This window comes from Arthrobacter sp. RIT-PI-e, from assembly GCF_001187915.1.
Taxonomy (GTDB): Bacteria; Actinomycetota; Actinomycetes; order Actinomycetales; family Micrococcaceae; genus Arthrobacter_D.
Genome location: NZ_LGIU01000043.1, coordinates 95,215 through 118,206 on the forward strand (window position 1 = coordinate 95,215; position 22,992 = coordinate 118,206).

Genomic DNA, 22,992 nt, shown 5'->3' on the forward strand with positions numbered 1-22,992 from the left:
CGACGACGCCGGAGAACCTGACATGACGACGGCGCCGTCACGGCGCTGTGGACGGCGGCGCCGGGGAGGGTGCGTCCCTACGCCTCGGGCACCTCGACGTCGGGGGTCTCCTCGAGCTCGGTGACGTGCCAGGCGCCGTCCTCGTGGCGGATCGTGGCGGCGTACACGGTGCCGCCCGGGACGAAGGGCCGCTGCTCCCCCCCGGAGCCGTCCTCGGCGACCTCGGCGTACGCGCCGGGATTCACGGGAATGACCGCCGTGACGTCCGAGCCCTCCGTGCCGTCGTCGTCCGCCGTGGTGAGCAGCACGTTGGTGACCTTGGGCGGGCCCCCGAGCCCCCCCCCGCCGTCGTCGTACACGGCGGCGAGCCGCTCGGCCTCCGCCTCCTCGGCCGAGGCACCGTCCACGGAGTCCAGCAGGGCAGCGGGGTCCCCGGTCTGGAGCCCGTAGCCCTTCAGCTCGAAGGAGTGGTAGAGGAATGCTCGGGCGCCCGCGGGCGAGACCTCGCCGACGAGGCGTTGCTCGCCGGCTGCCGGATGCTCGCGGCGGGGGCGGGGGGCTCGCCGGCGCGGGACGGGCGGCGGCGGAGGTCGCGGGGCGGAGGCGGGGGTGCCGGCACAGGCGGTGAGCGCCAGCAGCGTGAGGGCGGCGGTGGCCGCGGTACGCGAGAAGTTCATGGGGGTCCCAACGGTGGTCGGAGAGGGGTGGAGACGGCGAGAGCCCTCATCACTGTACCGGTGCCCCGGGCAACCTCCGGGGGCGAGGGCTACAACCAGTCGTTGCGGCGGAAGGCCCAGAAGAGCCCGAGGCCCAGCCCGATCATCAGGGCCACCGCGAACGGGTATCCCAGGGCCCAGTGCAGTTCCGGCATGTTGTCGAAGTTCATGCCGTAGATCGAGGCCACCAGGGTGGGGGCGAAGAGGATCGCGGCCCAGGAGGCGATCCGCTTGACCTCCTCCCCCTGGGCCAGGGAGGTCTCCGTCAGGTGGGTCATCTCCTCGTTCTGGCGCTGCGCCACGAGGGTGGAGTGCACGGTCAGGGCGTTCTGCAGCAGGGTGCGGAAGGTGTTGACCCGTTCCACGATCCGGATCACGTGGTCCTGCACGTCGCGGAGGTTCCGGCCGAGCTCCGAGTCCAGCCGGTACTTCTCGGACCCGTGCAGCAGTGAGGCCAGCATGTCCTCCAGCGGTTGGGTGGCCCGCTGGAACGCGATGACCTCGCGGTGGAGCTCGTAGATGCGGCGGGAGACGTCGGGTTCGCCACCGAAGAGCTCGTCCTCGATCTCGTCGATGTCGATCTCGAGCCCCTCGACCACGGGCCCGTACTCGTCCACCACCTGGTCCAGCAGCGCGTAGAGCACGGCCTGCGGACCGGCGCCCAGCAGCTCCGGGTCGGCCTCGAGCCGCCGGCGCACCAGTCCGAGGTCGGGCGACTCCGCATGACGGATGGTGACCACGAAGTCAGGGCCGATGAACAGGTGCAGCTCACCGAACTCCACCTTCTCCTCGGCGTCGACGTACCGGGCGGGGCGGAGCACCACGAAGAGGGTCTGCCCGTAGCGCTCCAGCTTGGCACGCTGGTGACCGTTGGCGGCGTCCTCCACCGCGAGGGGATGCAACCCGAACTCCGACGCCACGGCGCGCAGTTCCTCGTCCTCCGGACGGTAGAGACCGATCCACCCCATGCCGCCGGTCTCGCGCATGAGCTCGAAGGTCCGGGTGAGGTCGGTGGGGGTGAGTCGTTCCGTCCCGCCCACGTAGACGGCGTTCGTGACGAGCGCCATTCAGCTCGGCCCGCCCTGCGCGGAGGAGGCCGCGAGCCCCGCGAGCGTCTCAATGAGGAGCCTGCGCTCCTCCACCTTGATCCGCTCGTGCAGGGTCTCCTCGGTGTCCTCCGGGAGCACGGGGACGGCGGCCTGGGCGAGGATGGGGCCGGTGTCCACACCGGCATCGGCGATCATCACGGTGCAGCCGGTGACCTTCACACCGTAGGCGAGCGCGTCCCGTACGCCGTGGGCGCCCGGGAAGCTCGGCAGCAGCGCCGGGTGCGTGTTGAGGTAGCGGTCCGGGAAGGCGTCCAGGAAGTGCTGGTCCACGATCCGCATGAATCCCGAGGACACCACGTAGGCGGGCTCGTGCGCCGCGACGGCCCGGGCGAGGTCGCGGTTCCACTCCCCGCGGTCCGCGTACTGCTTGAGATCGACCACGAAGGTCTCGATCCCGGCGGCGGCCGCCCGCTCCACGCCACCGGTGCCGGGGCGGTCGGCCCCCACGGCCGCGATGGTGACCGGGAGGCTGCCGTCCGCGGCGGCGTCGAGCACCGCCTGGAGGTTGGATCCGGTTCCGGAGACGAGGACGACGATGCGCATGGCTCAACCTTAGGACTCCTCTCCCCTAGGGTTGAACCATGCCGAGGGAGAAGCGAATCAAGGAACAGGACCCGCAGCAGGGCAGCGCTCGAGCGGGCGCCCCCGGGAAGGAGCCCGAGGACGCGACGACGGCGCGAGCCGAATCGGCCCGACTGTGGCTGCGTGTGTTCCTGCTCTCGCTGCTCGGCGCCCTGCTCACCAGCGGACTTCCCCTGCCGTGGAAGGTGCTGGGGCTCGCCCTGGGACTGTTCGCCCTGACCGCCGGGGTGGTGGCCCTGGTCAAGGCCGTCCGCGCCGACCTCCCCCGCTTCCTGGTGGTCACGGTGTGCCTCGGACTGTTCGCCGCCCTTTTCATGACCGCGGGATCGGGCGCCTCGGTGATCCTGTGGCCGGTGACCCAGCAGTACGAGACCTGCCAGGCGGAGGCGCTGACCCTGCGGGCGGAACGTCAGTGCGAGGACGAGCTGAGGGATCTCGGCGGGCTCCTGCCGGGCGGCACCGGCCGCTGAGGTCCTACCGGTTGCAGCTCAGCGGCGCCGGGGCTCGCGCTCCAGGAGCGGCCCGGCGGCGTGACCGAGCACGGCGCCCACCGCCACCTCGAGAGCCAGCCAGGCACCCAGGGCGACGGGGTCCGGACCGAGATCGGTGAAGCGCCCGAGGCCCAGGGAGGCACGGGAGACCAGGGCGACGACGGCACCCACCACACCGGCCGCGAGGCCGATCAGCACGGCCAGTGCCGCCGTCGACGCCGTCCAGGTCAGCCAGCGCTGCCTGCTCTGCAGCACCAGCCACTCGTCGAAGTGGTTCTCGCCCTCCCGGAAGAACCACCAGCCCGCCAGGAGCCCGGCGAGCACCGGGACGGCCAGTGCCGCGTACCCGTACTCGAGGACTCCCGCGGGCAGCGCGCCGAGGACGGGCAGCGCCGGCAACGGACCCACGCTGGTGGCCAGCGGCGTGATCGAGCTACCGGCCCCCAGGGCGAATCCGGCCCCGGTGGACCAGGACATCGTCCACACCGCGAGGTTCGGGAGCATCCCCAGCTGCAGCAGGGTGAGCACCGTGGCGCCGGCGGCCCCGCCGTCGACCCGCTGGTAGATCGCGGCGATCCCGGTCCAGTTCAGGGCGATCGAGACGGCGAGCAGCATCGCGGACAGACCCCCGGCCACCAGGACGGCGAGGAACCCCGACCGGATCACGGACCAGGCGTACGAGCCGGCCCAACGTGAGTGCTGGCTGGTGCGCCCCACCCGTGCGGCGAAGTCCACGCCCACCAACCGGCTCCAGGCCCCGGCCTCGCGGTAGGCGCCGGTGACGAGGCCGATACTCGCGGACACCGGGGGGATCAGCGCACCGGCGACCACGGAGGCGGAGGCGTCGGGTGTGGCGGAGAAGAACGCCACGAGGGCGCCCAGGGCGCCGTACGTGAGGACCGCCCCGAGCAGTGCCTGCCAGAGCTGGTCGGTGTAGGAGGCACGTGCCAGGCGGCGTCCTGCACGCCAGGCCAGCAGCAACGGCACCAGGAACAGGCCGAGCGGGATCACCTGCAGCAGCCCGGTGGGGGACCCCGCACCGAGCTCCGGGGGGAACCGGAGCACCAGCGGCACGCCGTGCATCACGAGCCACCCCTGCCCCGCGAGCCGGGCCGCGGAGGCCGCGGGGCGGGCGGCGGACCCGCCGGTGAACCAGACCGCGGCGACAGGGAGCACCACGAGCAGCGCGGAGAGGAAGGCGGCCTGACCGAGCTCGAGGACGCCCTGCAGCCACAGCGGCATGGGAAGGGCACGGGGTCTGGTGGGAAGTCTCATCCCTCCCATGATCCCATCGGTGGGGATGCCCGCCGGTGGGTACCGGCCGGACGGCGCCCCGGGTCAGGCGGTGAGGTCGATCACACCCTTGACGACGGCGAGTCCGGCACCGATGAAGGCGATCACCACCACGAAGACCCGCGCGTGCTCGTCGCGCACGAACCGGGCGAGCTTCTCCCCCACGGCGATCCCCGCCACGATGGCGAGGCCGATCGCCACCCACATCCAGGTGTCGAGGGCGGGTGCCTGGCTGGGGTCCAGGAGGAGCTTGGTCACCAGGGTGACGCTGCCGATCAGGACGAAGAAGGGCTGCAGCGTCGCGGCGAAGGAACGCTGGGGCCAGCGGGACAGGAGTGCGTAGGCGCTGACGGCGGGGCCGCCCACACCGGCCATCGAGTTCGTGACACCCGCGGTGAGTCCCGCGACCGCCTTCGGCAGGTTGCCGCGCACCACGACGTCGGAGCGCTGCAGGAGCAGCGACACCGTGAGGGCCACCAGGACGATCCCGCCCACCGTGACGGACAGCGGAGCCGACGGCACGATCACGGCGAGGTAGGAACCGGGGAGCGAACCGAACAGCGAGGGGATCGCCAGCCAGCGGAACATGCTCCAGTCAATGTCCCTCCAGACCCGGCCCACGATGATCGCCGAGGAGACCACACCGCACATGTTCACGAGGAGCACGCCCGCGTGGGGGCCCAGGATGATCACCATGAAGGGTGCGATCAGCAGGGCGAAGCCGAGACCGGCGATGCGCTGCGCGACGGCACCCACCACGACGGCGGCCAGGACGATGCAGAAGATGCCGAGGGTCACCCAGCTACAGTACGCCCGGGCAACCATTCGGTGCCCTGCCCTTCCCGCCGCCGGGGGCGGCGGTAGCCTGTGCACATGACAGCACCCATGACCGCCCTGGCCACAGCCGACTGGCGCCGGCTCGTGTTCGGGCTCTACGCGGACGTCCGCGAGCGCGCCGCGGCCGACTCCCCGGAAGCCGCCCACGCGCTCTGGCGCCGGGGCCGCGACGAGCTCTTCCGGGACCACCCGGCCTCCCCCCTGGACGACGCCGCACGGGCCTCGTTCGACGGCCTGGCCGTGGCGCCCTACGACCCCGCGTTCCGTTTCGAGGCGGTGCTGCACGACGACGGTGCCGGTGAGGAGATGGACGTGGCCACCGGTACGGACGGCGTGGTGCCGTTCCGCCGCCTCGGCACCCTCGTGCTGTCCGGGCTGGGGGAGCTGGCCCTGTGGCGGCTCGCGTCCTACGGCGGTGGGTTGTTCCTGCCCCTGCGGGACGGCACCGCGGGATCCCCGGACGGCAGCTACGGCGGTGGGCGCTACGTCCTGGACACCGTCAAGGGAGCGCACCTCGGCGAGGGCCGGGTGCCCGGGAGCCTCGTGGTGGACCTCAACTTCGCGTACAACCCGTCCTGCGCCTACGACGAGGCGTGGGCCTGCCCGCTCCCCGGGCCGGACAACCGGCTGACCGATGCCGTACCGGTCGGGGAGCTGTACCGGACGTACTGAGCGCGGACCCGCACCCCGGTGCCGCGGGGAAGTTCGCCGAACGTTCACCGGACCTCCATCCCGCGGTGCCCCCGCCTCCGCCCCTGCGCGGGATGCTGGGCGCGTGAGGATAGCAATCGTCGCCGAATCGTTCCTGCCCCACATGAACGGGGTCACCCACTCGCTGCTGAAGGTCCTCTCCCACCTGCGGGGGCGGGGGGACGACGTCCTGGTGATCGCGCCGTCGTCCTCCTGGCCGGTGGACGAGGCACCGACCACGGTGGAGGGCTTCCCCGTGCACCCGCTGCCCTCCGTGCCGCTGTCCGGCTACGCGAACGTGCGGCTCGCCGCAGGCACCGTGGCGCGGGTACGGCGCATCCTCCAGGACTTCGGGCCGGACGTGGTGCACATCGCCTCGCCCTTCGTGCTGGGCTGGCGCGCCGTCCAGGCCTGTGAGCAGCTGGGTCTCCCCTCGGTCTCGGTGTACCAGACGGAGGTGCCCGCCTACGCGGCGCGGTACGGCTTCCCCTGGCTCGAGGGGCTCCTGTGGCAGCGGGTGGAGAACATCCACGACGCCTCCACGCTGACCCTCGTGCCGTCGTCCTTCGCGCTCGGGCAGCTGCGCGACCACGGGGTGCAGCGGCTCAACCTGTGGCGCCGCGGCGTGGACACGGAACGCTTCTCGCCCGGCCGGTACGACGCCGCGTGGCGGGCCACGGTGGCCGCACCGCACGAGCGGATCATCGGCTTCGTGGGGAGGCTGGCCGCGGAGAAGCAGGTGGAGGACCTCGCGGTCCTGGACTCGATGCCGGGAACCCGCCTGGTGATCATCGGCTCCGGGCCGCTGGAGGAGAGCCTGCGCGCCCGCCTGCCCCGCGCCCACTTCGCCGGTTTCCGGAGCGGGACGGAGCTCGCGCGCATGGTGGCCACCTTCGACCTCTTCGTCCACCCGGGCGAGTCGGAGACGTTCTGCCAGACCATCCAGGAGGCCATGGCGTCGGGCGTGCCGGTGGTGGCCGTGGGCCGCGGAGGTCCGCTGGACCTCGTGGACGCCTCCCGCACCGGGTGGATCTACCGGCCCGGGGATCTCGCCGGTCTCCGCTCATCAGTGGCCGATCTGATCGGGGACGACGCCAAGCGGCGCGCCTTCGGGCGGGCCGCCCACGCCTCCGTCCAGGGCCGCACCTGGCCCGTGCTCTGCGAGCAGCTCGTGGGCTACTACGAGAAGGCCGTCGCGGTGCAGGCACGCCGTGCAGGGGCAGCCCACCGGGTCCGCAGGACGCAGTAGTCCCTGCGATCCGGCGCCGGGCGGACGGCACCCGCGGGGGTCGCGGTGGCCCCTGCGCCCGGGGCGTCCGGTGCGGGAGGCCCTATCATTGGAGCGTCCCACCCACTTCCGGAGGTTCCGATTACAGACACTGCTGCCCAACACGACATTTATTTCGGTGCACCTGAACCGGAGAATGAAGCCGAGATCCTCGAATCGGCGTCTCGCGCGGCGGTGGCCCGTTTCGAGGGACGCTCCGACATCACCACCGTCAAACGCCGCTTCACCCTCATCAACGCCGACCGCACACCGCACCAGGCCATGGTGGAGGACCTCCTGTTCATCCGCGCGGCCCTGGACGAGGCGGAGATCGGTTTCCTGCTGGTGCGGGGCAACGATCAGCGGCCCGTGATCGCCGTCGACCTCGCCGACCGCGAGCGGCTCCGCGCCGCGCTCGTGTCCGCGTGCCGTGACGAGCCCTTCTACTCGCGCACGGTGGACACCAAGCGCCGCACCACCCTGCTCGTGAGCGACGGCGAACTCACCAAGAGCGGGAAGGCGCGGATCTTCCGCCTGTTCCGCCCCCGCATCGAGCCGCTGGGCGGTCTGGCCTACGGGCCCTCCGCGGGCGTGCAGATCGAGCTGTGGACGCTCGACGAGGCGGAGATCGAACTCCCGGTGGAGAACTCGCTGACCCGGCGCTCCCTGCCCGCCGCCGAGGTGGTGCGCGGCGAGGTGGAGCGCCACGGACTGACCTGGCCCACGATCGACAACATGTTCGCCGACCACGCCAAGGACATCGACTTCGACGTGGACCTCGTCTTCTCCTGGGTGGACGGCAGCAGCCCCGAGTACCAGGCCGCGCGCGCCGCACGCATGCAGGGCGTGGTGGTGGGCGAGGGCGACGACCACGAAGCCCGGTTCCGGCAGATCGACGAGCTGAAGTACGCCCTGCGCTCCGTGTACATGTTCGCGCCATGGGTCCGCCGGATCTTCATCGCCACGGACTCCGAGCGCCCCGCTTGGCTGGCGGACCACCCCTCCGTGACCCTCGTCCGGTCCGAGGAGCACTTCCTCGACCCGTCGGTGCTGCCCACCCACAACTCGCAGGCCGTGGAGTCGCAGCTGCAGCACATCCCGGGGCTCTCCGAGTACTTCCTCTACTCGAACGACGACATGTTCTTCGGCCGTCCCGTGGCCCCGGACATGTTCTTCTCCCCCGGGGGCATCACCAAGTTCATCGAGGCGGACACGCGCATCGGGCTCGGTGAGAACGACGCCGAGCGCAGCGGCTTCGAGAACGCGGCACGCGTGAACCGCCGCCTGCTGCACGAGCGCTTCGGCCGCATCACCACGCGGCACCTCGAGCACGTCGCGGCACCCCTGCGCAAGAGCGTCCTGCTCGAGATGGAGGAGGAGTTCGCCGCCGAGTTCACCGCCACGGCCGCCTCGCGGTTCCGGGCCAAGGACAACATCTCGGTGACCAACTCGCTCTACCACTACTACGCGCTGCTCACGGGGCGCGCCGTGACGCAGGAGATGGTCCGCGTGAAGTACGTGGACACCACCCAGCGCTCCGGCCTGCACAGCCTCACCAGGATGCTGGACAAGCGGAACCAGGACTTCTTCTGCCTCAACGACGGCAGTTTCCCCGAGGTCTCCGCGGAGGAACGGGCGCACCTGGTCACGGACTTCCTCGAGAAGTACTTCCCGGTCAAGGCGCCCTGGGAGGTCTGAGCGGGGTACGGGGAGGGGGTCGGTGGTGCGTGCAAGACTGACCGCATGCAGAACTTCCTCCCCTACCCGGACTTCGCGGCGAGCGCCCGGGTGCTGGACCAGGCGAGGCTCGGGAAGCAGCGCGTGGAGACGCTGCAGACCCTGCGGGCGCTGGTCATCCCGGACTACGGATGGGTGCGGCACCCGGCGATCCGCATGTGGATGGGGTACGTCCCGGCGCTGACGGCCTACGGGCTGGCCGTCGTGTCCGAGTGGGTGTCGCGCGGGCACGCCGATTCCACGTACCGGCAGATCCTCGAGTTCGCCCCCGAGGTGCTCGACGATCCGCACGTGCCGCTGCCGCCGTGGTTCGGCGAGCCCGGGCTGCACCTCAGCCACCGGTCCAACCTGATCCAGAAGGCGCCGGAGGTGTACCGCGAGAGGTTCCCGGGCACCCCCGAGGATCTGCCGTACAGCTGGCCGGAACCTGCGGAGGAGTGCGTCGCCGCCGAACCCGCCGGGCGCCGTCTCTGGGTGTGGCGCTCGCCGGATCCCTTCGAGGAGGCCGCGGACATCCTCCTGCCGCCGACCTCACCGGGCGGGTCCGCCGGCCCCAAGTGGGGGCGGCAGCTGCGGGCGTTCGAGGAGACCGTGCAGGACGGCGATGCCGTGGCCGTGCTCGCCGCAGACCGGGACCACCTGCGCACCGGGCACCTGGGGCCGGTCCTGATGCACGAGGACGGGTTGCTGCGTCCCGTGCGGCCGCACGGCGTCCTGAGCAGGAGCGAGGTGCACCCTCCGGCGCTGCTGCAGGATCCCCGGACCTTCTTCGGCGTGGATCTCCCCCCGGTACTGGTACGCTGACGCCGCGTCGGAGCCGGTTCCGGACCCGGCCCGGACCCGGTCCGTCAGGACCGGGCACCACGACGGGTGGGTGCGTCAGGCCGAGGTGAGGTGCCGCTCGCGTGAGCTGTCGGCGATCCGCACCCCGTGGGCCTCGAGCCTGCGCTGCGCCTCGGCCCTCGACACCACCTCGCCCACCGGGGCGTGCGTCCCGGCGGGCACCACGGAGTGGACGATCGTGGACTCGTAGACGTGCACCAGGTTGTAGGACTGCGCGCCGTCCCGGCCCCGGGTCCCGCCGCCGTCGAACAGCAGGTCCTGGGTGTAGCAGGTGGCGCTGGCCACCGAGACGGGGACCCCGGCGAACATCGCGGTGGTGGAGTAGTGGAGGTGCCCGGCGAGGATGCTCCGGACGTCCGAGCCCCGCACCACCTCGGCGAGGCTGCGCTGGTCACGCAGCTCCACCAGGACCGCGAGGTCCTGCACGCAGGGGACGGGAGGGTGGTGGAGTGCGAGGATCGTGCCGTGCGGAGCGGGCACCTCGAGCTGACCTTCCAGCCAGCGCAGCTGCGCCGCCGTGAATTCGCCGTGGTGGTGACCGGGCACGGTGGAGTCCAGGGTGATGATCCGCAGCCCGTCGACGAAGTGGACGGCGTCCACGGGGGCATCCGCCCCGGCCGACCCCGGCTCCTCGTCCAGGAGCCCCGCACGGAAGGCGGCGCGGTCGTCGTGGTTGCCCATCGCCCAGATCACCGTGGCCCCCAGTCTCGCCGCCGACGGGTCCACGATGGCTCGGAGCTTGGCGTACGCCCCGGGTTCGCCCCTGTCCGCGAGGTCGCCGGTGAACACGATCGCGTCCGGCCGTGCACCGGTGGCCTCGAGTTCCGCGAACACCTCCCGGAGCCGCCGCTCGCTGTCCACCGCACCGTAGAGCGGATCGGTACCGCCGAGCAGGTGGGTGTCGCTCATGTGGAGGATGAAGTGCTGTGGTCGGGGGTGTTCTGCCGTCCGGGGGACCATGGAACCTACTTGCGCTAGCTGTCGGGTGTCGCGAGCTACGTACCATCCAACCAGCGCAACCTCCGAATAGGGTGAACACGCCGCGGCCCGTCGCCGAACTTCACGAGAACTTCGGCCCGTGCTACCTCCGAACCTGCGGTGACGAGGTGCGGTGCGCCGTTATGCTTGAGGCTTCAACCAGCGAGCACCATCCACGCCCCGTAGGCTTTCAGGGCGAAGCATCATCCACCGAAAGGCATCACCATGGGTTTCCGCCCCAGCCACCTGCCCCTCCGCCTCACCACGGGCGCGCTCATCCTGAACTCGGGGATCGGCAAGCTCGGCCTCGACGAGGGAACTGCCGGCTACCTGCAGTCCATGGCCGCCAAGGCCTTCCCGCAGGTGAACCAGCTCAGTGCCGCGCAGTTCGGCAAGGTCCTCACGGGCTCCGAGATCGCCGTCGGCTCCGCGCTCCTGGCCCCCTTCGTCTCCAGCAGGCTCGCAGGCATCGGTCTGCTCGCCTTCTCCGCGGGCATGATGACCATGTACTTCAGGACCCCGGAGATGACCGAGGAGGACGGCGTGCGTCCCAGCCAGGAGGGCACCTCCGTGGCCAAGGACATCTGGATGGTGGGCATCGCGCTCGCCCTCATCATGGACCGCAAGCGCAAGTAGCACGCGTGAACACTGCGGCCCCGGCCACCTGAGGGGCCGCAGTACCCTTCGGCAGCACTTCTGGACGGGAGACCCGGGTATGTGCGGACGGTTCGTGATCGCCGGGAACAAGGCGGATCTCGTGGATGCCTTCGACATCGACGAGGCGGCGGAGGGCGAGGTGGAACCCTCGTGGAACGTGGCGCCCACACAGACCGTGCAGCTGGTGGTGGAGCACCTCGACCCGGAGACCGGCGAACTGACCCGCCATCTGGAACGGGCACGCTGGGGACTGATCCCCTCCTGGGCCGCCTCCGCCGCCGTCGGTGCCCGCATGATCAACGCCCGCAGCGAGACCCTCCTCGAGAAGCCCTCCTTCCGCACCGCCGCCCTGAAGCGGCGCGGGATCGTGCCGGCGGATGGCTACTACGAGTGGCGGAGGAACAGCGACGGCTCGAAGACCCCCCTCTACCTGCCCGGGGGGGGCGGCGCCCACCTCGGCTTCGCGGCCCCGTACGGGTTCTGGCGCGCCCCCGCCGCGACGTCCGAGGAGCACCCTCGGGGTACCTGGGTGCTCAGCTGCACCATCATCACCCGGCCCGCGGACGACGCCCTCGGCGAGATCCACGACCGCACGCCCGTGATCGTGCCCGCGGAGCTCCGCGGCGACTGGCTCGATCCCCACAACGACTCCAAGGGAGCCGTCCGCGACCTGCTGGCCGCCATCCCCGACCCCCGCCTGGTGCCCCGCGAGGTGGGCACCCGCGTGGGATCCGTGCGGAACAACGGCCCGGAGCTCATCGAGCCGCTCCCCGGGGACACCACGGCCGACGCCGGGCAGCAGCGCCTCCTGTAGCCCGATGGGTGCGGGACCCGCGGCCCGCAGGGCGGACGCGGGACCGGCGGCGCCGGGGCGGGCGACGAGCGCCTAGCGTTCCGGCGCGCAGCGGGGAACCCCCTGCGCGCGAGACGTTCCTCCTTGTCGCATCCGGGGTGCATCCCTATCGTCGAGGACAGGACAGGACACGGCAGGACACGGAGTCGAGGAGACACATGATCAGCACGGACATCGCCCCGGGTATCCACCACCTCGAGCACGCACGGACCAACGTGTACCTGGTGGAGGACGAGAACGGCCTGCTCCTGGTGGACACCGGGCTGCCCCGGTCCCGGGCCCTGCTCAGCAGCGCGCTCTCCCAGATCGGGAGGTCGGTGCGGGACATCACGGCGATCGTGCTCACCCACGGGCACTTCGACCATGTGGGGACGGCGGAGCAGCTGCGGACCCGGTACGGCATCCCCGTGTACTGCCATCCCGCGGACGCGCGGATCGCCGCCCACCCCTACAGCTACGACCACGAGCGCTCCCCCTTCCTGTACCCGGTGCGGTACCCGGGGGCCGTCCCCGGCCTGCTGCGGATGACCCTCGCTGGCGCCCTCACCGTCAGGGGCGTCCGCGACACGCAGGCGCTGACGGCGGAGGTCGCCGCCGGCCTGCCCGGTTCACCCGTCCTGGTGCCGACGCCGGGTCACACCGACGGCCACTGCGCCCTGCACTTCCCCGACCGCGACGCCGTGATCAGCGGCGATGCGCTCGTGACCCTCGATCCCTACACCGGCAGGCCCGGCCCCCAGGTGGTGGCGAGCGCCGCCACCGCGGACACCCGGGCGGCCCTGCACTCGCTGGAGGCCCTGCGCTCCACCGCGGCACGGACCGTGCTCCCCGGCCACGGTCTCCCGTGGCAGGCAGGGGTGGAGTCCGCCGTCGCCCGTGCGCTGGAGGTGGGCGGGCACTGACCCGCACGGGCCTCGCGCACCCGGGGCCGGCCTGCGCCGCCCGGACACCACGGGTGACCCGCGCCGTCCGGGCGGACCCGGAGGGGCCGGGCGATACGCTGGGACTATGGTCAGGGTCACGCGCGGAGTCGTCATGGGTCTCGTCGGTGTCACGGCGAAGCGTGCGACCCTCGCGCTGGTCTCGGCGCAGGCCCTGGTCATCGGTGGCATCGTGGCGATCGACGCCTACCAGAAACGGCAGCGCACCAAGCGGCAGGGCTTCCCGCAGCCGGGGACGTTCCGCACCACCATCGGGGACACCGACACCACCGTCTACACCTACGGCGAGGACCTCTTCGACGCCATGATCGCGGCGATCGACGCGGCCGAGCACCAGGTGCTCTTCGAAACGTACATCTGGAAGGGCGACGAGGTGGGCGCGCGCTTCCGGGACGCGGTGAACCGTGCCGCGGAACGCGGTGTGAAGGTCCACGTCGTCTACGACGGCTTCGCCAACCTCGTGGTGAACCCCTTCTTCTACGACTTCCACCCCGAGGTCCAGGTCTACCGTTTCCCGGTGCTCCGGCCGTCCCTCGTGTTCACCAACATCCGCGGCACGGGCCTGGACCACCGCAAGGTCCTCGTGGTGGACGCCGAGGTCGGCTTCGTCGGCGGCTACAACATCGGCACGCTGTACGCCACGAAGTGGCGGGACACGCACCTGGAGATCCACGGCCCCTCGGTGTGGGAGCTGCGCGAGGCGTTCGTCAGCCTCTGGAACCTGCGGGCCGGACCCCGCCGACCGGAACTGCCGGATCTCAGCGCGTCGTTCTGGGAGCCGCGCATCCGCGCCGTGAACAACATCCCCGCCTACCTGGTCTTCCCGATCCGCGGTGTGTACCTGGAGGCGATCAACCGCGCGGAACGGCACATCCTCATCACCACCGCCTACTTCATCCCGGACCGCCAGATCCTCGATGCACTGCTGCGGGCCAGCCGCCGGGGCGTGGACGTGCGCGTGATCCTGCCCGAGGACTCCAACCACGTGATCTCCGACTGGCTGTCCCGTGGCTTCTACTCCGCCCTGATCGACGCCGGGGTGCAGATCCTGCTGTACCAGAACTCCATGATCCACGCGAAGACCGCGACGGTCGACGGCGAGTGGAGCACCGTGGGCACGGCGAACATCGACCGCCTCAGCCTCACGGGGAACTACGAGATCAACCTCGAGATCTTCGACCGTGATCTCGCGGGCACCATGGAGAGGATCTTCGAGGTGGATTCCTCCAACAGCCGTGTCCTGACCAAGGAGGAATGGGACAGCCGGCACGTGGTGGCGAGGGTCAGCGAGTTCATCCTCGCCCCGCTGCGTCCGTTCCTGTGATCCCGGCCGCCGGGCCCGCTCCCGGTCCGGGCACCGGCCCCGCGGCGAACCGCTCCAGGTAGCCCCGCTGCGACGACGCCACGTGATCCTCCATCAGACGCTCGGCCTCACCTGCGTTCCCGGCGTCGATCGCCGCCATCACCAGGCGGTGCTCCCCCCAGGACTGCTTGCCGCGGTGATCCACGTCCGCGGCGTAGAGCCACTCGATCTTCCCGGAGATCTGCCGCAGGAGGGCGCTCAACGACGCGCTCCCGCTGAGTTCCGCCACCCCGAGGTGGAAGCGGATGTTCAGTTCCGGCAGGTCCCCGAGGGCATCGGAGGCCACCGCGCGGTCGCCGTCGTCGAGGATGTCCGTGAGGGCGCGCCGCGCGGTCCACCAGGAGGTGTCCGGTGCGTCGCCGGCCACGTGCGCCGCCGCGCGGAGGGCCGCCCGCCGTGCGATCGTGGCCTCGATGACCCGCCGGACGCCGAAGAGGTCCTCCGCATCGTCGAGCGGGATCGCCGCCACCGTGGACCCCGCGTACGGCCTGGAGTCGACGAAGCCCTCCGCCTCCAGGGCGCGCAGGGCCTCGCGGACGGGGATGCGGGAGACCCCGTACCGGGAGGCGAGTGCCACCTCCGTCACCCGGGCGCCCGGGGGCAGCCGGCCGAGGATGATGTCCCGCCGGATCGAGTCGAGGACCCGCTGCGGGGCATCCTGCTCAGGCCGCAAATCCCGCCCCCGGGATCGCGCCGAGCAGTTCCCTGGTGTAGTCGGAGCGTGGCCGGAGGTAGACCTCGTCCGCGCTCCCGTACTCCGCGACGTCGCCCGAGCGCATCACCACCACCGAGTGCGCGATCTGGCGCACCACGGAGAGGTCGTGGGTGATGAAGAGGTAGGACAGGCCCAGCCGCCCCTGCAGATCCGCGAGCAGGGCGAGGATCTGCTCCTGCACCAGGACGTCCAGCGCGGACACGGCCTCGTCGCAGATGAGCAGCTCCGGTTCCAGCGCCAGGGCCCGGGCGATGGCCACCCGCTGGCGCTGGCCGCCGGAGAGTTCGTTGGGTCTGCGCTGGGCCACCGAACGCGGCAGGGCCACCTGGTCCAGCAGCTCGGCCACCCTGTCCCGCCTCCCGGCCCTGTCACCCACCTTGAAGATCCGCAGCGGCTCGTCGATCAGGCGCTCGATGCTGTAGGTGGGATCGAGGGAACCGTACGGGTCCTGGAACACCGGCTGCACCTTGCGGCGCAGGGCACGGCGCCGGGTGCCGCGTGCCGTGACCAGGGATTCGCCGTCGATCAGGGCCTCGCCCGAGGACGGCTGCTCCAGGCCCAGGATGATCCGCGCCACCGTGGTCTTGCCGGACCCCGATTCCCCGACGACGGCGGTGGTGGTGCCGCGCGCCACCTCGAAGGACACGCTGTTCACCGCGCGGACCGTCCCGCCGCGCTGCCCGCGCAGGGGGAACTCCTTGACGAGGTCGTCCACCACCAGGATCGGCGCCGTGCGCTCCCCCTCGCCGTGGGGTGTCCCCTCCGGGGCACCCGGTCCGGCGGCGTGTCTGCCATCCCCTGCCCGGCCCGTCGCAGGCGTCCCGACGGCGTGGGCCCCGAAGGTGGCCACGGTGCCGGACCCGGGCTCGGGCTCGGATGTCGGAGCCGGCGGGGCCGGCGGGGGCCTCGCCGCCCTCGACGGCGCCGCGGCCACGGGCCGCCGCGTGTACTCCTGGCGCGGGTCGAGCAGGATTTGGCGCGGGGTTCCCACCTCCACGATCCGGCCCTCGGACATCACGATGATGCGGTCCGTGCGGTCGGCGGCCAGTCCGAGGTCGTGCGTGATGAACAGCAGCGAGGTTCCCCGGGCGTCCACGAGGGACTGCAGGTGGTTGAGGATCTGCCGCTGCACGGTGACGTCCAGCGCCGAGGTGGGCTCGTCCGCGATCAGCAGTTCCGGTTCCCCCGCGAGCGCGATGGCGATCAGCACCCGCTGGCGCATCCCGCCGGAGAACTCGTGCGGGTACTGGCCGTACCGGCGCCCGGCGTCCGGGATGCCGGCCTCGGAGAGCAGGGCGACGGCGCGGGCCTTCACCTCGGAGCGGTCCAGCCTCCCCTCGGGGCCGAGGTCGCGGCGGCTGGCCACCAGGGCGTCGGCCACCTGCGGGCCGATCTTCATGGCGGGGTTCAGGTTCGCCATCGGGTCCTGGGGCACCAGGCTCACGCGCTGGCCACGGATGGTCCGCATGACCGGCTCGGACGCGACGGCGAGGTCCTCGACGTCGCCCCGGGTGCGCCCGGCTCCCAGCACGATCGAGCCGTCGGTGATCCGCCCGCTGCCGGGCAGCAGGCGGAGGATCGCGCCGATGGCGGTGGACTTCCCGGAACCGGACTGCCCCACGATCGCCACGCGCTCCCCGCGGCGCATGGAGAACCCGATGCGGTGCAGCACCGGTGTCCCACCGAAGCTCACCTCGAGGTCGGTGACCTCGAGGATGTTCTCAGCGTCCTGCAGCATAGCCCTGTGCTCCTCGCGGGTTGGCGGCGGCGGAGAGCACGCCGGTCTCGTGGTCCCGGGTCACGGAGGAGAGCCGGCCGAGCGCCCAGTCCCCCGCCCGGGTGATGACGTGGCCGCGGCGCTCCAGGTCATTGATCACGTCCTCGCCCAGGCGGTCCTCCACCACGGCGCCGCCCGCTTCCCAGGTGCGCGGCCAGAAGGAGCCGGGGATCGAGGTGGTGTGCAGGGACGGGGCGTCGATGGCCTGCTGCGGTGTGTAGCCGCCCACGATCGTGCGGAGGAGGTAGAGCAGCTGCCACTGGTCCTGCTGATCGCCTCCGGGTGAGCCGAGGGCCACCGCGGGGCGGCCGTCCTTCAGGATCAGCGTGGGGGTGAGCGTGGTCCTCGGCCGCCTGCCCGGGGTCAGGGTGGAGGGCGCGCCGTCCTCCAGCCAGGTCATCTGCAGCCGTGAGCCGAGGCAGAACCCCAGTTCCGGGATGGGGGGTGAGGACTGCAGCCACCCGCCGCTCGGCGTCGCGGAGACCATGTTGCCCGCCGAGTCCACGACGTCGATGTGGCAGGTGTCCCCGCGGGTCTCGCCGCTGCGGGAGACGGTCGGCTCACCCGCGCCGGCGAATCCGCTGCCGTCGGCCAGTGCGGGCGGTGTGTAGGCGGTGCGCAGCGGCGGGACGAAGGGCTCGTGCCCGGGGACGGTGCCGGGGCGGAACTCGTGCGAGGCCGTCTCCGTGATGAGCGCACGCCGCTCGGAGGCGTACTCCGGCGAGAGCAGGTGCCCCATCGGCACGTCGGCGTCCCCGTAGTAGGCCTCCCGGTCCGCGATGGCGAGTTTCTGCGCCTCGAGGATGGTGTGCGCGCCGAGCGCCGTGGAGGGGTCGAGGTGCTCGTCGTCGAACCCGTCGAGGATCGCGAGGGTCTGCAGCAGCGCCGGGCCCTGCCCCCAGGGTCCGGTCTTGGCGATGGTGTGGCCGCGGAACTCGAGGGTGGTGGCCTCCTCGTACCCGGCCTCGAACCCGGCGAAGTCCTCGAGTTCGATCACCCCGGCGTGGTCCAGGCCGGAGGAGTGCCGGTGCGGGGTCCGGCTGAACTCGACGGCGGCCCGCGCCACGGTGCCGGTGCGCCATGCGAGGCGGGCGGCGTCGATCCGCTCGGTGCGGGTGGCGCCGTCGTCCTGGGTGCCTGCGTGAACGAGTGAGTCGAGGACGCGTGCATACGCCTCGTTGCGGATGATCTCGCCCTCGCGCGGCGGCCTGCCGTCGGGCATCCAGAGCGCGGCGGAGGTGGGCCAGTGCTCGGTGAAGAGGTCGGCGACGGCGGTGATGGGGGCTCCCACGCGTCCCACGATCGGGGGGCCGTCGCGGGCGTATCGAACCGCGAACGCCAGGACGCCGCCGAGCTCCCACGTGCCGCGGTCGCGCAGCAGCACCAGCCAGGCATCGACGGCGGCGGGCACGGCGGCGGCGAGCGCCCCGGCGCCGGGCACCAGTTCCAGGCCCTCGGCCAGGTAGTGCTCGCGGGTGGCCGCGGCCGGGGCGGGGCCCTGGCCCATGAGCACCACGGGGCGGGCCGGCTCCCCGGCGGGGGGGAGGACCCCGGTCATGTCGCCGCCGGGCCCGGTGAGGGGCGGTTCGACGACGTGCAGCACGAAGGCCCCGGCGACGGCGGCGTCGAAGGCGTTGCCACCGCGTTCCAGGACGGCCTGCGCCGAGGCGGTGGCGAGCCAGTGCGTGGAAGCACTCATGCCGAAGGTGCCCTGCAGGGTGGGCCGGGTGGTGAAGGCGGGAGGGGGCGTGGACGTCATCGGTGTCACTTCCGTCGGGGGTGCGTGGGGTCGAAGGCGTCCCGCAGGGCGTCCCCGAAGAGGTTGAAGGCGAGGCAGATCACGGCGATCGCGACGCCCGGGAAGATCGCCGCACTGGGTGCGCGGAAGATGTACTGCTGGGCGTCGGAGAGCATGATGCCGAGGCTCGGGGTGGGTGGCTGGATGCCGAGCCCCAGGAAGGAGAGCAGGGCCTCGCCGATCACCGCCACGGGCATGATCACCGTGGCCTGCACGATGATGGCCGAGGTGGCGTTGGGGAGCACGTGCCGCAGCATGATCCAGGGCGCCGAGGCGTCCATGGTGCGGGCGCCGAGCACGAAGTCGCTCTCCTTGATGCGCAGCGTCTCACCGCGCACCACGCGGATCATGGTGGGGACCTGGGCCACGCCGAGGGCGATGGCCGCGTTGCCCAGGCTGGCGCCGTTGATCGCCGCGAGTCCCACCGCGATGATCAAGAACGGGAACGCGAGGGTGACGTCGGTGAGGCGGGAGATGACGGCGTCGAACCCGCGGGAGTACCCGGCGAGCAGACCGAGGGGCGTGCCGACCACCACGGCGAGGAGCACGGAGAGCACGCCCACCTGCAGGGAAGCCTGGATGCCGAACAGCAGCCGGGAGAGCACGTCCCGGCCGAGGTCGTCCGTGCCCAGGAGGAAGCCCTCGGTGAGGGGCCGCTGGAACGGGGTGTCGAAGTGCACCTCGGTGGGCGGGTAGGGCGCGAGGAGCGGGGCGAGGACCGCGGCCAGCACCACGAGGACGAGCAGGATCCCCCCGGTCACCCCCAGCGCACTCGAGCGCAGCGAGGACAGGATGCGGCCGCGGCCGGAGCCCAGGCCCGCCCCGCCCGGTCCGGGTGGCAGTGTCTCGACGGCCATCAGTTGGCTCCTCCGACGCGGATCTTGGGGTTGACCACCGAGTACAGGATGTCCACGGCGAGGTTGATGAGGATGTAGCCGACGGTGATGATCAGCACCACCGCCTGGATGACGGGGTAGTCCCGGGTGAACACGGCGTCGAGCGTGAGTTTGCCGAACCCGGGGAGCGCGAAGATCCGCTCGGTGACCACCGCCCCGGAGATCAGCCCGCCGAGTTGCAGGCCCACGATGGTGATCACCACGATCAACGAGTTCCGCAGGCCGTAGCGCACCAGGACCCGGCCGCGGCCCAGCCCCTTGGCGCGGGCCGTCCGCACGTAGTCGGTGGTCATGGTCTCCATCATGGACGCGCGGGTCTGCCGCATGATGACGGCGGCGAGCCCGGTCCCGAGGATCACCGCGGGCAGTGTCAGGTAGTAGATCCCGCGCAGCGGATCGGAGAGCACGTCCACGTAGCCGGAGGCCGGGAACCAGCCGAGGGTCACCGCGAGGTACAGGATCGCGAGGATCCCGAGCCAGAAGTTCGGCACGGACAACCCGATCAGCGCGAACCCGTTGGCGAACCACTCCGGCCAGCGGCCGCGGAACCGTTCGGCGATGACACCGAAGACAATCCCGACGACGACGGCCACCAGGATCGCGTACGCCGCGAGCCACAGCGTGACCGGGAGGGTGGTGGCCACGAGCTCGGTCACGGGTGTACCCGTACGGGTGGACTCGCCGAAGTTCCCGCGGAACATGTTGCCCACGAAGGTGAGGTACTGCGTGAAGAGGGGCTGGTCGAGTCCGAGGTCCGCGCGGACGGCGGCGAGCTGCTCGGGCGTCGCCTCCTCCCCCGCCATGGCCAGCGCCGGGTCCCCGGGGAGCTGACGCACCCCGATGAACACCACGAGGGAGGCGAGGACCAGCGTGATCACGGACTGCCACGCCCGGGTGAAGAGGTACCGGCCCATGTCAGTCCTCCGTCCCGATGAAGGCGGCGTTGCTGAGGTGCACCACGCCGTCGGCGAAGGTCTCCACGCCGGCGACGTCGGTGCTGTAGGCGGTGAGGCTCCGCTGCCGGGAGAGGTAGATGATGGGGTTGTCCTCCTGCACGAGTTCCACGGCCTCGCCGTAGATCGCCGCGCGCTCGTCGGTGTCGTTGATCTGCGCCGCTCCGGTGAGCAGGTCGTCCATCTCGGGACTGCTGTACCCGGAATAGTTGTTGCCGCCTCCCGTGGACAGGAAGTTGAACATGTTGCCGTGCGGGTCGATCCGCCCGGACCAGCCGAGCTGCAGCGCCTCGAAGTCACCGCGGCGCTGGACGTCCAGCAGGGTGGAGTACTCGACCGGCACCACGCGGAGCTCGAACCCGCCGTCGGCCACCGCGGCCTGGAGTGCCTGCGCGAACCGCAGGGTGTCCGGCGTGTTCGTCACCTGCATCTCGATCGGGTACGGCGTGGGCACCCCGGCGTCCTCGAGGAGCTGACGGGCTCCCTCCGGGTCGTAGGGCGGGCACGCGTCGCTGAGGTCCGAGGCGTACGGGCCGCTCGGCGGGACCGGCGAGCAGGCCGGCTCGAACCAGCTGTTGAACACCGTGTTGACCAGCGCCTCGCGGTCGATCGACATGGACAGGGCCATCCGGAGGGCGCGCTGCTCCGCGAGCGGGGTGCCCACGTCCCCCGGAGGCTCCCCCACGCCGTCGGTGTTGCCGACGTTGACCGTGAGCGCCTGGTACCCGAGCGAGCCCACCTGCAGCACCCCGATGCCGTTCTCCTGCAGCAGGGCGTCGATGTCCTGGGGCGAGATCGTGTCCGCCACCTGCACGTCACCGGAGCGGAGGTTCGCGGCCCGGATGTTGGCATCGGTGATGATGCGGTAGGTGATGGTGTCCAGGTGGACGTTCCCGGCGTCGTAGTAGAGGGGGTCCCGCTCCACCGAGATGGAGGTCTGCGGGACCCGCTCCACGAACTTGAACGGTCCCACGCACACGGGGTTCGCTCCGAGGTCCGCGCCCGTCTCCTCGATGGCACGCGGCGAGAGGATCATGCCGGCGCGGTCGGCGAACGCCGCGGTGAGCGGCGCGAACGGCGTCCCGTAGCTGATCTGCACCCGGTCGGGTCCGACGGCCCGGACGTCCGTGATGGGCCCCAGTTCGCTCTTGCGGGCGGAGCCCTCCAGCGTGAGGTGCCGCTCGAGGGTGGTCCGTACCGCCTCGGCGTCGAAGGGCTCACCGTCCGCGAAGACGGCGTCGGTGCGGAGCGGGATGGTCACCGTCAGGCCGTCGTCGGAGATCTCCGGGAGCTCGGTGGCCAGCTGCGGCACCAGCTCGCCGTCGGCGTCGATGTCGATGTCGTAGAGCTTCTGGCACATGGTCTGCATGACGTAGCGGGTGTAGAGGGAGGAGGACGTGGTGGGGTCGAGGCGGTCGGGTTCCGCGGAGAGCGCCATCACGAGGTCACCGCCCTCCTGGGGATCGGAGTCCCCGAGCGGCACGCTCGTGACGTCCTCGCGCTCGGGCGCCGCGGCCAGGGGCTGGATCGGCTGGCACGCCGTCAGCGCGGCCAGCGCGACGGCCGAGGCGGCGAGCAGGAGGGCCGAACTGCCGGGCCTCCTGGATGCCCGGAGGATGGCCGGGGGCTTGATCTGGTGCTGCATGAGGTTCCTCACGGACGGGCGGATGGAACGGCGTGGATGCAGCGGATGGAGATTGAATACAATCGCCGCTACGACGATAAGCTTCGTATACATTCATTTCAAGGTTGTTAACGGGGGGCACCAGCGTGAAGAAGAACCGACGTGTGAGCACGGATCGCCTCCATCTGGTGCTCATGCTCGTGCTGACCTTCTCCACGGGTGTCATCGACGCCGTCGGCTATCTCGGCCTGGACCGCGTGTTCACCGGCAACATGACCGGCAATGTGGTGCTCCTCGGCATGGCGTTCGCCGGTGGCGCCGATCTTCCGATCCTCCGCCCCGCCCTCGCACTCGTGTTCTTCATGCTCGGTGCCGCCCTGGCCGGGCGGGTCCTCCGCAAGGGCCCCGAGGGGTGGTCGGGGCGCACCTCGAGCACCCTTCTCACGGTGACTCTCGGGCTGGCGGCCCTGACCGTCTACGTGGCCCTCGTGGACGTGCACGCGGAGGAGATCCTCGGCAGCATCACCACCTCCGCGCTGGCCCTGGTCATGGGCATCCAGGCCGCGACGGCGAAGCGGCTGAAGGTCGCGGAGATCACCACGGTGGTGGTCACCTCCACCATCACCGGGCTCGCCTCGGACTCCCGCCTCGCAGGCGGGAAGAGCCCCTTCTGGGCGCGGCGCTTCCTGGCGATCGCGCTGATCATGGCCGGTGCCGTGGTGGGTGCACTCGCCCTGCACCTCGCACTCTGGGTGGGCATCGCCGTCTCCGCGCTGCTGTCCGGGGTCGTCACCCTGCTGGGACACGTGCGTCACCGCCGGGACCTCGGGGAGCAGGCGGCGAGCGTGGAGGAAACCGCATTACGGTAGAGG

Annotated in this window: 22 protein-coding genes; 10 read left to right on the forward strand and 12 right to left on the reverse strand. The window is 71.4% G+C overall.

The genetic code is table 11. The features are described 5' to 3' along the window. Positions 1-77 precede the first annotated feature (77 nt). From AC792_RS04740 to purN, 3 genes are all read right to left on the reverse strand, one after another. Complete coding sequence (locus tag AC792_RS04740; protein WP_049829405.1) at positions 78-677, reverse strand: DUF6318 family protein; 600 nt, start codon at positions 675-677, stop codon at positions 78-80. Between the two features lie 89 nt (positions 678-766). Next, positions 767-1,783: a magnesium/cobalt transporter CorA gene (gene corA / locus AC792_RS04745; RefSeq protein ID WP_049829406.1), complete on the reverse strand. Its 1,017-nt coding sequence runs from the start codon at positions 1,781-1,783 to the stop codon at positions 767-769. Then, entirely contained in the window at positions 1,784-2,368 is a 585-nt protein-coding gene (gene purN, locus AC792_RS04750; protein ID WP_049829407.1) for a phosphoribosylglycinamide formyltransferase, read from the reverse strand. It abuts the gene before it with no gap. A 38-nt stretch (positions 2,369-2,406) separates the two neighbouring features. On the opposite strand from purN, the gene AC792_RS04755 reads away from it, so the two are divergent. Beyond that, positions 2,407-2,877: a hypothetical protein gene (locus AC792_RS04755; RefSeq protein ID WP_049829408.1), complete on the forward strand. Its 471-nt coding sequence runs from the start codon at positions 2,407-2,409 to the stop codon at positions 2,875-2,877. An 18-nt stretch (positions 2,878-2,895) separates the two neighbouring features. Here AC792_RS04755 and AC792_RS04760 read toward each other — a convergent pair whose 3' ends face one another. Continuing rightward, positions 2,896-4,173, reverse strand: coding sequence for a cell division protein PerM (locus AC792_RS04760; protein ID WP_049829409.1), 1,278 nt, complete (start codon positions 4,171-4,173; stop codon positions 2,896-2,898). Between the two features lie 63 nt (positions 4,174-4,236). Beyond that, positions 4,237-4,989 carry a sulfite exporter TauE/SafE family protein gene (locus tag AC792_RS04765; RefSeq protein ID WP_049829410.1) on the reverse strand — a complete coding sequence of 251 codons (753 nt, stop codon included), beginning with the start codon at positions 4,987-4,989 and terminating at the stop codon, positions 4,237-4,239. 75 nt (positions 4,990-5,064) lie between these two features. Between AC792_RS04765 and AC792_RS04770 the strand changes: the two genes are divergently transcribed. The 4 genes from AC792_RS04770 (at position 5,065) to AC792_RS04785 (ending at position 9,526) form a co-directional block, all read left to right on the forward strand. Continuing rightward, positions 5,065-5,700 (forward strand): DUF1684 domain-containing protein, encoded by a 636-nt coding sequence (locus AC792_RS04770; protein WP_049829411.1) that lies wholly within the window; start codon positions 5,065-5,067, stop codon positions 5,698-5,700. Positions 5,701-5,803: 103 nt separating this feature from the next. Next, positions 5,804-6,967, forward strand: a complete 1,164-nt coding sequence (locus tag AC792_RS04775; protein WP_082177421.1) for a glycosyltransferase family 4 protein — start codon at positions 5,804-5,806, stop codon at positions 6,965-6,967. A gap of 186 nt (positions 6,968-7,153) precedes the next feature. Further along, the gene (locus AC792_RS04780) at positions 7,154-8,683 is read left to right on the forward strand and encodes a stealth family protein (protein ID WP_442853601.1); all 1,530 of its coding nucleotides are present in this window, start codon (positions 7,154-7,156) and stop codon (positions 8,681-8,683) included. A gap of 45 nt (positions 8,684-8,728) precedes the next feature. Then, the gene (locus tag AC792_RS04785; protein WP_049829413.1) at positions 8,729-9,526 is read left to right on the forward strand and encodes an MSMEG_6728 family protein; all 798 of its coding nucleotides are present in this window, start codon (positions 8,729-8,731) and stop codon (positions 9,524-9,526) included. 75 nt (positions 9,527-9,601) lie between these two features. On the opposite strand, the gene AC792_RS04790 is transcribed toward AC792_RS04785, so the two are convergent. After that, a complete protein-coding gene (locus AC792_RS04790) occupies positions 9,602-10,474 on the reverse strand; it encodes a phosphodiesterase (RefSeq protein ID WP_326947723.1) in 873 nt (290 codons plus the stop codon). Positions 10,475-10,768: 294 nt separating this feature from the next. Between AC792_RS04790 and AC792_RS04795 the strand changes: the two genes are divergently transcribed. The 4 genes from AC792_RS04795 to AC792_RS04810 all read left to right on the forward strand — a co-directional run bounded on the left by AC792_RS04795 (position 10,769) and on the right by AC792_RS04810 (position 14,318). After that, positions 10,769-11,179 (forward strand): hypothetical protein, encoded by a 411-nt coding sequence (locus AC792_RS04795; protein WP_049829415.1) that lies wholly within the window; start codon positions 10,769-10,771, stop codon positions 11,177-11,179. 79 nt (positions 11,180-11,258) lie between these two features. Beyond that, positions 11,259-12,014, forward strand: coding sequence for an SOS response-associated peptidase (locus AC792_RS04800; RefSeq protein WP_049829416.1), 756 nt, complete (start codon positions 11,259-11,261; stop codon positions 12,012-12,014). A 197-nt stretch (positions 12,015-12,211) separates the two neighbouring features. Then, complete coding sequence (locus tag AC792_RS04805; protein ID WP_049829417.1) at positions 12,212-12,955, forward strand: MBL fold metallo-hydrolase; 744 nt, start codon at positions 12,212-12,214, stop codon at positions 12,953-12,955. A 106-nt stretch (positions 12,956-13,061) separates the two neighbouring features. Beyond that, entirely contained in the window at positions 13,062-14,318 is a 1,257-nt protein-coding gene (locus tag AC792_RS04810; RefSeq protein WP_049829418.1) for a phospholipase D-like domain-containing protein, read from the forward strand. Here the strand turns inward: AC792_RS04810 and AC792_RS04815 are convergent. The 6 genes from AC792_RS04815 to AC792_RS04840 are packed head-to-tail and all read right to left on the reverse strand — an operon-like array spanning position 14,287 to position 22,141. Further along, entirely contained in the window at positions 14,287-15,030 is a 744-nt protein-coding gene (locus tag AC792_RS04815; RefSeq protein WP_082177423.1) for a GntR family transcriptional regulator, read from the reverse strand. The two genes, AC792_RS04810 and AC792_RS04815, sit on opposite strands and share 32 nt — an antisense overlap. Beyond that, on the reverse strand, positions 15,020-16,810 hold the full coding sequence (locus AC792_RS04820; protein ID WP_049829419.1) for a dipeptide ABC transporter ATP-binding protein: 1,791 nt from the start codon (positions 16,808-16,810) through the stop codon (positions 15,020-15,022). The genes AC792_RS04815 and AC792_RS04820 overlap by 11 nt, the downstream gene beginning before the upstream one ends. Beyond that, the gene (locus AC792_RS04825; RefSeq protein WP_049829420.1) at positions 16,794-18,608 is read right to left on the reverse strand and encodes a gamma-glutamyltransferase family protein; all 1,815 of its coding nucleotides are present in this window, start codon (positions 18,606-18,608) and stop codon (positions 16,794-16,796) included. The genes AC792_RS04820 and AC792_RS04825 overlap by 17 nt, the downstream gene beginning before the upstream one ends. Positions 18,609-18,613: 5 nt before the next feature. Next, a complete protein-coding gene (locus tag AC792_RS04830) occupies positions 18,614-19,504 on the reverse strand; it encodes an ABC transporter permease (protein WP_049829421.1) in 891 nt (296 codons plus the stop codon). Continuing rightward, positions 19,504-20,457: an ABC transporter permease gene (locus AC792_RS04835; RefSeq protein WP_049829422.1), complete on the reverse strand. Its 954-nt coding sequence runs from the start codon at positions 20,455-20,457 to the stop codon at positions 19,504-19,506. Before AC792_RS04835 ends, AC792_RS04830 begins: the two co-directional genes overlap by 1 nt. 1 nt (position 20,458) lies before the next feature. Further along, positions 20,459-22,141, reverse strand: a complete 1,683-nt coding sequence (locus AC792_RS04840; RefSeq protein ID WP_082177424.1) for an ABC transporter substrate-binding protein — start codon at positions 22,139-22,141, stop codon at positions 20,459-20,461. A gap of 143 nt (positions 22,142-22,284) precedes the next feature. On the opposite strand from AC792_RS04840, the gene AC792_RS04845 reads away from it, so the two are divergent. Then, positions 22,285-22,989 carry a YoaK family protein gene (locus AC792_RS04845; protein WP_235436372.1) on the forward strand — a complete coding sequence of 235 codons (705 nt, stop codon included), beginning with the start codon at positions 22,285-22,287 and terminating at the stop codon, positions 22,987-22,989. Positions 22,990-22,992 lie beyond the last annotated feature (3 nt).

What these genes read in the sequence shown, in the direction of transcription:
- AC792_RS04740 (WP_049829405.1), bottom strand. Translation starts at nt 677, where the DNA reads ATGAACTTCTCGCGTACCGCGGCCACCGCCGCCCTCACGCTGCTGGCG.
- corA (WP_049829406.1), bottom strand. Translation starts at nt 1,783, where the DNA reads ATGGCGCTCGTCACGAACGCCGTCTACGTGGGCGGGACGGAACGACTC.
- purN (WP_049829407.1), bottom strand. Translation starts at nt 2,368, where the DNA reads ATGCGCATCGTCGTCCTCGTCTCCGGAACCGGATCCAACCTCCAGGCG.
- AC792_RS04755 (WP_049829408.1), top strand. Translation starts at nt 2,407, where the DNA reads ATGCCGAGGGAGAAGCGAATCAAGGAACAGGACCCGCAGCAGGGCAGC.
- AC792_RS04760 (WP_049829409.1), bottom strand. Translation starts at nt 4,173, where the DNA reads ATGAGACTTCCCACCAGACCCCGTGCCCTTCCCATGCCGCTGTGGCTG.
- AC792_RS04770 (WP_049829411.1), top strand. Translation starts at nt 5,065, where the DNA reads ATGACAGCACCCATGACCGCCCTGGCCACAGCCGACTGGCGCCGGCTC.
- AC792_RS04785 (WP_049829413.1), top strand. Translation starts at nt 8,729, where the DNA reads ATGCAGAACTTCCTCCCCTACCCGGACTTCGCGGCGAGCGCCCGGGTG.
- AC792_RS04790 (WP_326947723.1), bottom strand. Translation starts at nt 10,474, where the DNA reads ATGAGCGACACCCACCTGCTCGGCGGTACCGATCCGCTCTACGGTGCG.
- AC792_RS04795 (WP_049829415.1), top strand. Translation starts at nt 10,769, where the DNA reads ATGGGTTTCCGCCCCAGCCACCTGCCCCTCCGCCTCACCACGGGCGCG.
- AC792_RS04800 (WP_049829416.1), top strand. Translation starts at nt 11,259, where the DNA reads ATGTGCGGACGGTTCGTGATCGCCGGGAACAAGGCGGATCTCGTGGAT.
- AC792_RS04805 (WP_049829417.1), top strand. Translation starts at nt 12,212, where the DNA reads ATGATCAGCACGGACATCGCCCCGGGTATCCACCACCTCGAGCACGCA.
- AC792_RS04810 (WP_049829418.1), top strand. Translation starts at nt 13,062, where the DNA reads ATGGTCAGGGTCACGCGCGGAGTCGTCATGGGTCTCGTCGGTGTCACG.
- AC792_RS04820 (WP_049829419.1), bottom strand. Translation starts at nt 16,810, where the DNA reads ATGCTGCAGGACGCTGAGAACATCCTCGAGGTCACCGACCTCGAGGTG.
- AC792_RS04825 (WP_049829420.1), bottom strand. Translation starts at nt 18,608, where the DNA reads ATGACGTCCACGCCCCCTCCCGCCTTCACCACCCGGCCCACCCTGCAG.
- AC792_RS04830 (WP_049829421.1), bottom strand. Translation starts at nt 19,504, where the DNA reads ATGGCCGTCGAGACACTGCCACCCGGACCGGGCGGGGCGGGCCTGGGC.
- AC792_RS04835 (WP_049829422.1), bottom strand. Translation starts at nt 20,457, where the DNA reads ATGGGCCGGTACCTCTTCACCCGGGCGTGGCAGTCCGTGATCACGCTG.
- AC792_RS04840 (WP_082177424.1), bottom strand. Translation starts at nt 22,141, where the DNA reads ATGCAGCACCAGATCAAGCCCCCGGCCATCCTCCGGGCATCCAGGAGG.